Origin of the sequence: Virgisporangium ochraceum (genome assembly GCF_016863655.1) — a bacterium.
GTDB lineage: Bacteria > Actinomycetota > Actinomycetes > Mycobacteriales > Micromonosporaceae > Virgisporangium > Virgisporangium ochraceum.
This window is the reverse complement of the sequence record NZ_BOPH01000122.1, coordinates 37,907-50,118: the sequence shown is the minus strand read 5'-3', so window position 1 is coordinate 50,118 and position 12,212 is coordinate 37,907. Positions and strand designations below refer to the sequence as shown.

The following is a 12,212-nucleotide window of genomic DNA, read 5'->3' as shown; positions in this document are numbered from 1 at the left end:
GGCGCACGCTTCGACAACGGCGCAGGCTTCGACAACGGCGCACGCTTCGACAACGGCGCAGGCTTCGACAACGGCGCACGCTTCGACAACGGCGCGAGCACGAAGCACTACTAGGAGCGCGAGCGCTTCGCGCGCGGCTTCACGGTGACGTGCACCGGCGTCCCCTCGAACGCGAACTCCTCGCGCAGCTTCCGCTCGATGAACCGGACATACCCGGGGTCGAGCGAGCCCGTGGTGAACAGCACGAACTTCGGCGGCGACACCCCCGCCTGGGTGGCGAACAGCACCCGGGGCGCCTTGCCCGCCCGGATCGGGTGCGGGGTGGCCTGCACCAGCGCCGTGAGCCAGCTGTTCAGCTGACCGGTGGGCACCCGCCGCTCCCAGTTCTCCAGCGCGGTCCGCAACGCGGGCGCCAGCTTGTCGACCGCCCGACCGGTGCGCGCGGACACGTTGACCCGCAGCGCCCACGGGATCCGCCGCAGCTCCCGCTCGGTCTCGCGGACCAGCCGCGTGCGGCGGTCGTCGTCGACGAGGTCCCATTTGTTGAACGCCAGCACGAGGGCGCGACCGGCCTCGACGACCATCGAGATGATCCGGGTGTCCTGCTCGGAGATCGGCTCGGCCGAGTCGAGCAGCACGATCGCCACCTCGGCGGCGTCGATCGCGGCGGCGGTGCGCAGGCTGGCGTAGTACTCGGTGCCGCTGGCCTGCCCGACCCGCTTGCGCAGGCCCGCCGTGTCGACCAGCAGCCACTCCTCGCCGCCGATCTGCACCAGCGAGTCGACCGGGTCGACGGTGGTGCCGGCGACCGAGTCGACCACCGCCCGCTCCTCGCCGGCCAGCTTGTTCAGCAGGCTCGACTTGCCGACGTTGGGCCGCCCGACCAGCGCCACCCGCCGGGGCCCGCGCGGTTTGTCCGAGAAGTCCTCGACGGGCGCGGGCAGCGGGAGAGCCGCCAGGACGGCGTCGAGCAGGTCACCCGACCCCCGACCGTGCAGCGCCGACACCGGGTACGGCTCGCCGAGCCCCAACGACCACAGCGACGCCACCTCCGGCTCCTGCCGGGAACTGTCGATCTTGTTGGCGACCAGCAGCACCGGCTTGCCGCCGCGGCGCAGCATCCGCACGGCCGCCTCGTCGACGTCGGTCGGACCCACCATGCCGTCGACCACGAACAGCACCACGTCGGCCGTGGCCACCGCGTTCTCCGCCTGAGCGGCGATGCGGGCCGCCCGGTCACGGGCGTCGGGCTCCCAGCCACCGGTGTCGACCACCGTGAACCGGCGACCCGACCAGGTCGCGTCGTAGGCGATGCGGTCGCGGGTCACCCCGGGCACGTCCTCGACGACGGCCTGGCGCCGGCCGATGATGCGGTTGACCAGCGTCGACTTGCCCACGTTCGGCCGACCGACGACGGCGACCACCGGGACGACGAGATCGACCTCGTCGAAAACCTCCTGAGACAAGGTCACGCCCTCACACCCAGCAGCTCCCGGAGCCGCAGCACCACCTCGTCGATGCCGAGGCGGGTGGTGTCGAGCTCGACGGCGTCGGAGGCGCGCCGCAGCGGGTCGGCGGCCCGGGTCGAGTCGAACTGGTCGCGGCGGCGCAGGTCGGCGGCCGTCGTGTCGACGTCGACCATGGTCTCGCCGCTGCGGCGACGGGCCCGCTCGTCGACCGAAGCGGTCAGGTACACCTTCAGGTCGGCGTCGGGCGCCACGACGGTCCCGATGTCGCGGCCCTCGACCACGATGCGGCCCGCGTCCGCGATGATCTTCCGCTGCTGGGCGACCAGCGCGGCGCGCACCGCCGGCACGGCCGAGACCGCCGACACGGCCGCGGTGACCTCGACGCCGCGGATCGGACCGTCGACCGGCACCCCGTCGACGCGGATGTGCGGCGCGGACGGGTCGATGCCGACGTCGAGCGACACCCGGGAGCAGACGTCGGCGACCGCCGCGGCGTCGGCCGGGTCGACGCCGGCCCGCAGCACCGCCCACGTGACCGCGCGGTACATGGCACCGGTGTCGAGGTAGCGGGCGCCCAGCGCCGAGGCCAGCCGCCGCGACACCGTCGACTTGCCCGACCCGGACGGGCCGTCCACGGCCACTACACAGCCGCCGTTCATCAGCCCTCCACTCGCCGGAAAGTGCGGGGAAACCCCTGAAACCCACAAAGACAGTACCCGCAACCCGGGAGTGGTAGTCAGGCGGACTCCACCGCCTTGAAGAGCCCCGCGATCTCCTGTGCGTTGAGCCGGCGGGTCTTGCCGGTGCGCAGGTCGCCGAGCTTCACCGGCCCGATCGCGACCCGGATGAGCCGGCTGACCGGGTGCCCGACCTCCTCCATCATCCGCCGGACGATGTGCTTGCGCCCCTCGTGGATCACGACCTCCACCAGGACGTTCTTCCCCTCGGAGTCGACGATGCGGAAGTTGTCGACCGACGCCGGCCCGTCCTCGAGCTCCACACCGGAACGCAGCTGGCGACCCAGCCCGCGCGGGATCGGACCCTGGACGTGGCACAGGTACGTCTTCTGCACCCCGTACGCCGGGTGCATGAGCTTGTGCGCCAGATCACCGTCGTTGGTGAGCAGCAGCAGCCCTTCGCTGTCGGCGTCGAGGCGCCCCACGTGGTAGACGCGCCGCGTGCCGGGCGGCAGGAAGTCGGCCAGCGCGGCCCGTCCGCGCTCGTCGTCCATCGTCGACACGACCCCGCGCGGCTTGTTGATCGCCAGGTACACGCGGGACCGGTCGGTGACGATCCGCTCCCCGTCGACGTAGATCTCGGCCGTCGCCGGGTCGGCCCGGTCGCCGAGCTCCGCGCGCGAGCCGTTCACCGTGACCCGTCCCGCCGCGATCAGCTCCTCCACCGCCCGCCGCGACGCCACGCCGGCCGCCGCGAGGATCTTCTGCAGCCGTTGCGGACCTTCAGGGTGCATCGGCGAGGGCCTCCACGTCGTCAGGTAGGAACGGAGCCAGCGGCGGCAGCTCGTCGACCGAGTTCAGCCCCAGCTTCTCCAGGAACAGCGTCGTCGTACGGTACAGGTGCGCCCCGCTGTCCGGTTCGGTGCCCATCTCCTCGACGAGCCCGCGCGACAGCAGCGTGCGCACCACCCCGTCGCAGTTGACCCCCCGGATCGCTGAGATCCGCGACCGCGTCACCGGCTGCTTGTACGCGATGACGGCGAGCGTCTCCAGCGCCGCCTGCGTGAGCCGCACCTGCTGCCCGTCGAGCACGAACCGCTCCACGTACGCGGCGTACGTCGTGCGCGTGTAGAACCGCCAGCCCCCGGCCACCGACCGCAGCTCGAACCCGCGCCCCTGCGCGTCGTACTCGGCCGCCAACTCCCGCAGCGTCGCGACGATCCGCTCCGTCGGCTGCTCGATGATCTGCGCCAGCATGATCTCACCGACCGGCTCGTCGACCACGAGCAGAATCGCCTCGAGCGCACCCTTCAGCTCGGCCACGTCCATGACGATCAGCTGCGTCTCACTCGCTGCCGTGTCGATATGAGACGCACGTGAGGCTTCCTCGGCCACGGTCGATCCGTCCGGCACGTGGGCCGCCACCAGCTCGTCGGGCAGCAGCGGCTCGACGGGCTCCTCCGGCACGGGCGGCCCGAGCGGCTCGCCGGGCACGAGCGGCTCGACCGGCTCCTCGGGAAGGAGCGGCTCTCCGGGCAGCACCGGCTCCTCGGGCAGCAGCGGCTCCGGCTCGAGCACCCCCACGGGTTCGACCGCCCCCACGGGTTCGACCGCCGCGACGGGCGCGTCCGTGGACCTCAACTCCGCGGCGATGTCGATCGTGTCGGAGGTCTCGGAGTCGTCCCACTCCCACTCGGACTCCGGGGTCGGCACCTTCTCCGAGGCAACCCCCTGCTCCGGGGAGGACTGCTCCCCGGCGTCCGGCTGCTCCCCGGAAGCCCGCTCCCCGGTATCCGGCTCCCCCACCGGCTCCCCGGCCGGCCGGGACCACGGCGGCACCCACGCCGCCGCCTGCTCGGCCAGCGACCCGCCGGTGTTCTCGGCTGTGCCATCCTCACGCGTCACGGGGGCGTCCGTTCTCTCGGGCGATCGTGGACTCCGGTGGTCGCTATGGCGCACCCGGGCGTCCAGGATCGGCGGTTGGCTCGGGGGGCGGCGGGGCCGCCTTGTCGTCGGGGGGCGGCGGGGCCGCCTTGTCGTCGGGGGGCGGCGGCGCTGCGGGGAGCGGAGTGGCCGCGGTGTCGGTGGGGGGTGGGGTGCCGGCGTACTCGTCGACCTTCAGGGTGGTGCCGGCGTCGTCGCCGGCGGTCCAGCGGACGGTCAGCTCACCCAGGGCCTGCACCTGTTCGAAGCCGACCAGCCCCTCGCGGTACAGCTCCAACAGTGCCAGGAACCGGGCGACCACCTCCAGCGTGTTCGCGCAGTCGGCACACAGCGTGCGGAACGTGGCCGTCCGCATCTGGAGCAGCCGCTCCCGCAGCAGGTTGGCGTGCTCGCGCACACTCACCTTCACGTCGTGCACGTGGCTGATCGACACCGTCGGCACCGGCCTCGGCGTCATCGCCTTCACGGCCAGGGCGGCCAGCCGATCGGCACCGATTCCGAGGATCAGCTCCGGCAGCAGGTCGGCGAACTGCGGCTCCATCGACACCGAGCGCGGGTAGCGGCGGGCCGCCGCGGCCTCCATCGCCGACAGGTGCGCCGCCGCCTCCTTGAACGCCCGGTACTGCAGCAGCCGCGCGAACAGCAGGTCACGGGCCTCCAGCAGGGCGAGGTCCTCCTCGTCCTCGACCGACGCCGACGGCAGCAGCCGCGCCGCCTTCAGGTCGAGGAGGGTGGCCGCGATGAGCAGGAACTCGCTGGCCTCGTCGAGGTCCCAGTCCTGGCCCATCGCCCGGATGTAGGCGATGAAGTCGTCGGTGACCCGGTGCAGGGCCAGCTCGGTCACATCGAGCTTGTGCTTCGCGATCAGCTGCAGGAGCAGGTCGAAAGGGCCCTCGAAGTTGGCCAGCTTCACGTGGAAGCCGGTGGCGTCGGCGGCGGGGGCGACCTGGGGTTCCGACCCCGGGGCGGTCTCCGACGACGGCTCTGCCACCGCAGAACGGTAACTCACGCCCACACCCTCACCAGCGGCCCGGCCACCGTATCGAGCGCCATGAGCAGCGGCGGACGCCCGGAGAGATACTCCGGGACGGGCACCACGAGCAGCACCAGCACCCCCACCGCCGCCAGCCGCTCCCACTCCCCGGCGGCACCCGGCGTGCTGATCAGCCGGTACCCGTCGAACGGCGGCACCGGCAGCAGCGCCAGCAGCCCGAAGCACAGCAGACCGACCGCCACCGACAGGATCAGCTGCGCGGCATGGGTCGGCGCGACCGCACCCCGGAGCACGTCGGACGGCAGGTTCAGCCGCAGCGGCAGCCCCATCCGCGGATACGCCCGGTGATATGCGACGAATGCCAGTTGGCTCGCGATGAGCACCGCGACCGGCCCGGCGGCGACCGCCCACCGCTCCCGGGAGGTGGCGGGCACCCGGGCCGGACGTCCCCAGCCGGTACCGCTGAAACAGACGGCGACCAGGCCCAGCGGATCGAGGCGGGAAGCGGACGAGTGGCGGGAAGTGCTCAGCGCGTCACATGTAGTTCTGAGCAGGCGCGCGACGGACCGGGACGCCGCCGCGCGGAGCCCGACCCCGATGGCGAACGCGGCCGCCAACCCCGCCATCGCCGCGGGCTGCGCGAGAGCCCACAGCATCGGGCGGTTACCGGGCCAGACGTTCTTCGTGCGCCGCGATGACCTCGCGGGCGAGCTGACGGTAGTTGCGGGCGCCCGACGACGCCGGATCGAGCGTGGTGATCGGCGCGCCCGCGACCGTGGACTCGGGGAACTTGACGGTCTTCGTGATCACCGTCTGGTACACCTTGTCGCCGAACGCCTCCACGACGCGCTGCAGCACCTGGCGGCAGTGGGTCGTGCGGGAGTCGTACATGGTGGCGAGGATGCCCTCGAGCTCGAGGTCGAAGTTCAGGCGCTCGCGCACCTTGTCGATCGTGTCGAGCAGCAGCGCGACACCCCGGAGGCTGAAGAACTCGCACTCCAGGGGGATCATCACGCCGTGCGCCACGGTCAGCGCGTTGATCGCGAGCAGGCCCAGCGACGGCTGGCAGTCGATGAGGATGTAGTCGTACTCGCGCAGCACCGGACGTAGCACCCGGGCCAGCGCCATCTCCCGCGCGACCTCGTTGACCAGCTGGATCTCGGCCGCCGACAGGTCGATGTTGGCCGGCAGCAGGTGCAGGCCGGCCAGGTCGGTCTTGATGAGGATGTCGTCGATGCCGACGTCGCCGTCCATCAGCAGGTTGTAGATGGACAGGTCCATGTTGTGCGGGTTCACGCCGAGCCCGACCGACAGGGCACCCTGCGGATCGAAGTCGACCACCAGCACCCGACGGCCGTACTCGGCCAGCGCCGCACCGAGGTTGATCGTCGACGTCGTCTTGCCGACGCCGCCCTTCTGGTTCGCCATCGCGATGATGCGCGCCGGCCCGTGCCGGTCGACCGGCGCCGGCTCAGGGATCGGCTTGCGGACCGTGTAGGCCGTGGGATCCGACGGTCCGAGCTCAGCACCGATGTCCATCGACGCCTGCTCGGCCCGCATGGTGGTCGTCCACGCCTCGGCCTGCTGCTCCATGCCCGCCATGCTCAGCCTCGCCCTCCCGGCGGCAAGCCCACTACCGGGCCGGCGGGCTGGCCGTCGCCCGACTGTACGACACCGCATGGAACGCGCTTCACCAGCGCGCGCGGCGTGTCGCGGACGAGAAACTTTGGCACGTTGCGACGCTCGCCGTACGGCGCCGTACGGGAAGATCCATTAAACTCACGTTGATCTATATTTCCTCATCGTCGAGGAGGACCCATGGAACGTCGTTCGTTCCTCGCCAGCGGAGCGGCCGGAGCCGCCGGCCTGCTGGCAGCAACCACGTTCGATTCGGCCGCCACGGCGGCCACCCCGCCGAGAAACCCCGTCGACGGCGACACCGGCGGCTACGGGCCGCTGCGCCCGGTCGCCGCCGCCAACGACGGGGTCGAGTACTTCGCGCTGCCCGCCGGCTTCTCGTACGTGGTGTTCGGCCGCACCGGCACCCCGATGGTCAGCGACCCGTCGCTACGCAACCCCAGCAGCCACGACGGCATGGCCGCGTTCGACGGCCCGGGTCGCACCGTCCGGCTCACCCGCAACCACGAGGACCGCAACGCGCCCGGCCAGGGCACCGTCGGCGGACCGGCGCAGACCCGGTACGACCCGCTCTCCGGTGGCGGCGTCAGCGTGCTCGACTACGACCCGCGCACCCGCACGGTCGTCCGCGACCACATCGGCGTCAACGGCACGCACATCAACTGCGCCGGCGGCATCGCCTGGCGCCACCAGGGCTGGCTGACCTGCGAGGAGACGATCGTCGGGCCGGAGGCCGGCTACGGACGCAAGCACGGCTACGTGTTCCTGGTGCCGGCCGGCGCGCGCAACACCGTCCCGGCCGAGCCGTTCACCCGGATGGGCCGGTTCTCGCACGAGGCGGTCGCCACCGACCAGCGCACCGGCGTGGTCTACCTGACCGAGGACGCCGGCTCCGGACGCGGCAGCGGCTTCTACCGGTTCCTGCCGCGCGACCCGGCCCGGCTCGACCGCGGCGGCCGCCTGCAGATCCTCGCCATCGACAAGCGCCCGCAGACCGACCTGCGCGAGAACCAGACCGAACGCAGGTGGCTGCCGGTGACCTGGCGCGACATCGACGACCCCGACCCCGACCCGGTCGTGGAGGCCGAACTGCCCGGCGCCACCAGCGTGTTCGCGCAGGGCTGGGCCGCCGGCGGCGCCAAGTTCAACCGGCTCGAGGGCATCTGGGCCGCCGAGCGCAGCTTCTTCATCGCCTCGACCAGCGGCGGCGACGCCAAGAACGGCGACGTCAACGCCGACGGCTACGCGGAGGGCTACGGGCAGATCTGGGAGTACACCCCCGTCGGCGACAGGATCAGGCTGGTCTTCGAGTCACCCGGCGGCTCGGTGCTCGACTCCCCCGACAACCTCACCGTCAGCCCACGCGGCAACCTGCTCATCTGCGAGGACGACGCCGGCAGCGCCGACGGCGACGAGCACCCGCTCGCCCCCGGCCTCACCGACGTCAACCGCCTCATCGGGCTGACCCGCGAAGGGCGCACGTTCGAGTTCCTCGTGAACAGGTTCAGCACGAGCGAGCTGGCCGGCGCCTGCTTCAGCCCCGACGGGCAGACGCTGTTCATGAACGTCTACGGCGACGCCTCCGAGGGCAGCGGGTTCACCGCGGCGATCACCGGACCCTGGCGGCGCGGGGTCCTCTGACTCATCGCGAGGCCCGGGCCGGCGTCGCGGACCGCCCGGACCACCCGCGCCAGCTCCGGAAACCGACCGCCGGCCTCCCCCTCGAACGGGTGGCCGGCGGCCGCACGGAGCAGGACCGCGACGTCGTACACGTCACCGTCAGCGGGCCGGACCCGCGCCAGCACCTCCCCGGCCCGCTCCGGCCGCTCGGCGAGCAGCTCCGCCAGTCCCATCGCGATCCTCGACGCCGCGGAGTCGGGCCGGGCGTCGAAGGCCCGCCGCGCCACCTCCACGATCTCGTCGATCTCCTTGTGCTCGACGGGCGCGCGGATGACGGCGGCGGCGTGCAGGTACCACATCCCGAACTGGATCGTGAGCACCTGCGCGATCGCGGGATCGGCGCCGGGCAGGTCGCTCAGCCGCTCGGCGTCGGCAACGAGGTCGGCCCGTACCTCGGTGGCCGTACCGAGGTGACGGTCGAGGTACGCGGTCAGCGGCTCGACGTCGCCCGGGTCGATCAGCCGCAGCGTCCGGTTCACCTCCTCCCGGAACCGCGCCTCCCGCAGCCATTCGCGCACCTCGGCCGGCATCGCCAGCCAGAGCCAGAGCAGGGTGCCGTCGTGCGTCGCGCCCGACATCAGGTTCAGCACGCCGAGCAGCACCGCGACCAGGAACGCCTCGACCAGCACGAGCTGGATGACCAACGGAAACCGGTTCACCACCGACGCGACCCCGACCGCGGTGGCGAGGTTCGCCAGCGCACCCCCGAGATACACCACCACCATCCGCGCCCGCAGGGCAGACGCCGACGGCGACGGCCGCACCAGCACCTCGTTGCGCCATCCGGTGAACGGCATGATCCGGACCGCGACCACCGGCACCCGCATCAGCAGCGCCGCGCCGAGGTGACCGAACTCGTGCAGCACGATGTTCACCCACACCGAGGCCCACAGCGCCACCGCGGCGACCACCGCGACCGCCACCGACTCGGTGGCCAGCAACGCGAACGCCGCGGCGAGCAGGGTCAGGAACACCGCCGATGTGACGACCTGGCGCACCGGCAGATGGTACGGCCCCCGCCGTTAAGATCGGCGTCCATGGCTGGTGGGTACGTGCTGGGTGTCGACTTCGGCACGTCGAACACGGCCGCGGTGCTGCACGGTCCCGACGGCGGCCCGCGGCCGTTGCTCTTCGACGGCGTGCCGCAGCTGCCGTCGGCGGTGTTCGTCGCCGGCGCGACCCGGCTCGCCGGCCGCGACGCGCTGCACCAGGGGCTGGCCCGGCCGGCCGGGCTGGAGCCGAACCCGAAACGCCGCGTCGACGACGGCACCGTCCTGCTCTCGGGCGAGGAGCTGCCGGTGGCCGAGCTGGTCGCGGTGGTGCTGCGCCGCGTCCGCGAGGAGGCGACGCTCGCCGCGGGCGGGCCGGTCGGCTCGCTCACCCTCACGTGTCCGGCCTTCTGGGGACCGCGTCGGCAGAGCGTTCTCACCGCCGCGGCCCGGATCGCGGGACTGCCGGAGCCGGTGCTCGTGCACGAGCCGGTGGCCGCCGCGGCCCACTACGCGGCCGCACACCGGTCGCCGCTGCCGGCCGGGCGGCCGGTGCTCGTCTACGACCTCGGCGCCGGCACGTGTGACGCCACCGTCGTGCGGCGCACGCCCGACGGGATCGACGTCGTCGTCAGCCGTGGCCTCGACGGCGTCGGCGGCCTCGACGTCGACGCCGCCGTCGTGGACATGCTCGCGGCGACGGTCCGCCCCGACGACCCCGCGTGGACCCGCCTGCGCCGGCCGGTCACCGCCGCGGACCTGCGCGCCCGCAACACCCTGTGGGACGGCGTGCGCACCGCCAAGGAGCAGCTGTCCCGCACCGCGTCGACGTACGTGTACGTGCCGCTGCTCGACGCGGAGGTGCCGCTCGGGCGGGAGCAGTTCGACGCGCTGGCCGGTCCGGTGCTCGCCCGTACGGTCGACCTGGCCCGCGCCGCCGTCCAGGACGCCGGTGCTCTCACCGACCTGGCCGCGGTGCTGCTGGTGGGCGGGTCCAGCCGGTTGCCGCTGGTGGCGTCGCGGTTGCACCGGACGCTGGAGGTCGCGCCGACGCTGGTCGACCAGCCGGAGCTGGCGGTCGCCCTGGGCAGCGTCACGGACGTGGTCCGCCGCACACCGGTCCCGCCGCCGGTTCCGGACCCGGTGCCGGTACTGGAACCGGAACCTGTGCCGGAGCCCGCGCGGGTCTCGCTGGAGAAGGCCGCCCCCGAACCGGCCGCACCCCCATCCACCGCACCCGCGCCCGCACCCGAACAGGCCGCGCCCGCCGCACCCGCGCCCTCGCCCGCCCCGGAGCCGGAGCGCGGCTCCCCCGTCGCCAAGGTGATCGGCGTCCTCGCGATCCTGCTCGTCGTGGTGCTGATCGCCGGCATCGCCGCCCTCGTCGACCGCGACGCCGACCGCGACGCCGACCGCACCGGCGCCGGACCCACGACCTCGGCCAGCCCCACCCCCACCCCGGCGGCGACCGGCCCACCCGGCGACCTGTCGATCGAGAAGGGTTCGCGCCAGTGCCGCGTCGGCCCCGTCGCCCCGAACCTGTTCTTCTTCGACGTGCAGCTGGTGCTGCGCTGGAGCGCCCCCGACGGCCGGCCCGCTCCGCAGGGCGTCGTGGTCGAGCTGACGCGGTCCGTCGACGGCGGGACCCGGCGGACCGTGCGGTACACGTTCAACCAGGGCCTGCAGCCGGCCGGAACGACCGGCAGCGACGACGGCTACTACCGGATCACCGGCGACAGCTCCCTGCTCGGCGACAACCTCGTGCTCACGGTCACGATCGACTCGCTGGGCGCGGTCACCGAGACCGACGCCACCAACAACACGCTCTCGATCCTGACGTTCATGCCCAGCGAGGCCGACGTCGGCACCGGGCCCGGGGTCCAGTTCGACTGCCCGGGGATCTGATCAGGACAGCGCCCGCGGGTGCGAGGTCGCGTACACCTCCCGCAACCGGTCGACCGTGACCAGCGTGTAGACCTGCGTCGTGGTCACCGAGGCGTGGCCGAGCAGCTCCTGCACGACGCGGATGTCGGCGCCGCCGTCGAGCAGGTGGGTGGCGAACGAGTGCCGCAGCGTGTGCGGCGACACCCCGTCGAGGCCGGCGCTGCGGGCGGCCCGGTTGAGGATGGTCCAGGCGCTCTGCCGCGACAGCGGCGCCCCGCGGTGGTTGAGGAACACGGCGGGTGTCCCCCTGCCCGCCGCGACCAGGGCGGGCCGGCCGCGCACGAGGTAGGCGTCGAGGGCCCGGGCGGCGTAGCCGCCGAGCGGCACGATCCGTGTGCGGCCGCCCTTGCCGTGCAGGGTCACCAGGTCGGTGTCGAGGTCGTCGACGGCCAGCCCGACCGCCTCGGAGATGCGCGCGCCGGTCCCGTAGAGCGTTTCCAGCAGGGCGCGGTCGCGCAGCGCCCGCGCGTCGTCGCCCGGCACCGCCGCGAGGATGCGTTCGACCTGGTCGACGTCGAGCGCCTTCGGCAGCCGCTTGGGCAGCTTGGGCGGTTTCACGTCGGCCGTCGGGTCGGCGTCCACCAGTCCCTCACGCACCGCGAAGCGGTGAAGCCCGCGCACGGCCGACGCCGCGCGGGCCGCGGACGCCGCCGACAGCGGCGCCGCGCCCCCGCGCAGACCCGCCAGGTGCGCGGCGACGGTGCCGGGCCGCACCTGGCCGAGGTCGTCGATCCCGGACGTGGTGAGCTCGCCGACGTAGCGGCCGAGGTCGCGCCGGTACGCCGACAGGGTGTTCACCGACAACGCCCGCTCGACCGCGAGGTGGTCGAGGTAGGCGCGGACGGCTTTCTCGAGCTGGTTCAGGCGAGTCCTGCCT

11 protein-coding genes are annotated in these 12,212 nt (G+C 73.0%); 2 read left to right on the top strand and 9 right to left on the bottom strand.

The window, feature by feature from the left end; all coding sequences use genetic code 11:
* Window positions 1-110 precede the first annotated feature (110 nt).
* The 7 genes from der to Voc01_RS43060 form a co-directional block, all read right to left on the bottom strand.
* Window positions 111-1,472, bottom strand: a complete 1,362-nt coding sequence (der, locus tag Voc01_RS43090; RefSeq protein WP_203933520.1) for a ribosome biogenesis GTPase Der — start codon at window positions 1,470-1,472, stop codon at window positions 111-113.
* Window positions 1,469-2,128, bottom strand: a complete 660-nt coding sequence (gene cmk / locus Voc01_RS43085) for a (d)CMP kinase (RefSeq protein WP_203933519.1) — start codon at window positions 2,126-2,128, stop codon at window positions 1,469-1,471. The genes der and cmk overlap by 4 nt, the downstream gene beginning before the upstream one ends.
* 77 nt (window positions 2,129-2,205) lie before the next feature.
* Window positions 2,206-2,940: a pseudouridine synthase gene (locus Voc01_RS43080; RefSeq protein WP_203933518.1), complete on the bottom strand. Its 735-nt coding sequence runs from the start codon at window positions 2,938-2,940 to the stop codon at window positions 2,206-2,208.
* Window positions 2,930-3,730: an SMC-Scp complex subunit ScpB gene (scpB, locus tag Voc01_RS43075; protein WP_373873941.1), complete on the bottom strand. Its 801-nt coding sequence runs from the start codon at window positions 3,728-3,730 to the stop codon at window positions 2,930-2,932. Before scpB ends, Voc01_RS43080 begins: the two co-directional genes overlap by 11 nt.
* 364 nt (window positions 3,731-4,094) lie before the next feature.
* Window positions 4,095-5,099, bottom strand: coding sequence for a segregation and condensation protein A (locus Voc01_RS43070; RefSeq protein ID WP_373873939.1), 1,005 nt, complete (start codon window positions 5,097-5,099; stop codon window positions 4,095-4,097).
* The gene (locus Voc01_RS43065) at window positions 5,096-5,740 is read right to left on the bottom strand and encodes a hypothetical protein (RefSeq protein ID WP_203933517.1); all 645 of its coding nucleotides are present in this window, start codon (window positions 5,738-5,740) and stop codon (window positions 5,096-5,098) included. The genes Voc01_RS43070 and Voc01_RS43065 overlap by 4 nt, the downstream gene beginning before the upstream one ends.
* A gap of 7 nt (window positions 5,741-5,747) precedes the next feature.
* Window positions 5,748-6,686 carry a ParA family protein gene (locus tag Voc01_RS43060; RefSeq protein WP_203933516.1) on the bottom strand — a complete coding sequence of 313 codons (939 nt, stop codon included), beginning with the start codon at window positions 6,684-6,686 and terminating at the stop codon, window positions 5,748-5,750.
* Between the two features lie 216 nt (window positions 6,687-6,902).
* On the opposite strand from Voc01_RS43060, the gene Voc01_RS43055 reads away from it, so the two are divergent.
* Window positions 6,903-8,363: an alkaline phosphatase PhoX gene (locus tag Voc01_RS43055; RefSeq protein ID WP_203933515.1), complete on the top strand. Its 1,461-nt coding sequence runs from the start codon at window positions 6,903-6,905 to the stop codon at window positions 8,361-8,363.
* Here the strand turns inward: Voc01_RS43055 and Voc01_RS43050 are convergent.
* Entirely contained in the window at window positions 8,291-9,400 is a 1,110-nt protein-coding gene (locus tag Voc01_RS43050) for a zinc metalloprotease (RefSeq protein WP_203933514.1), read from the bottom strand. The genes Voc01_RS43055 and Voc01_RS43050 overlap by 73 nt on opposite strands.
* A gap of 39 nt (window positions 9,401-9,439) precedes the next feature.
* Between Voc01_RS43050 and Voc01_RS54325 the strand changes: the two genes are divergently transcribed.
* Window positions 9,440-11,296, top strand: coding sequence for an Hsp70 family protein (locus Voc01_RS54325; RefSeq protein WP_203933513.1), 1,857 nt, complete (start codon window positions 9,440-9,442; stop codon window positions 11,294-11,296).
* On the opposite strand, the gene Voc01_RS43040 is transcribed toward Voc01_RS54325, so the two are convergent.
* Window positions 11,297-12,199 (bottom strand): site-specific tyrosine recombinase XerD, encoded by a 903-nt coding sequence (locus Voc01_RS43040; protein ID WP_203933526.1) that lies wholly within the window; start codon window positions 12,197-12,199, stop codon window positions 11,297-11,299. It lies immediately after the preceding gene.
* Between the last annotated feature and the right edge of the window lie 13 nt (window positions 12,200-12,212).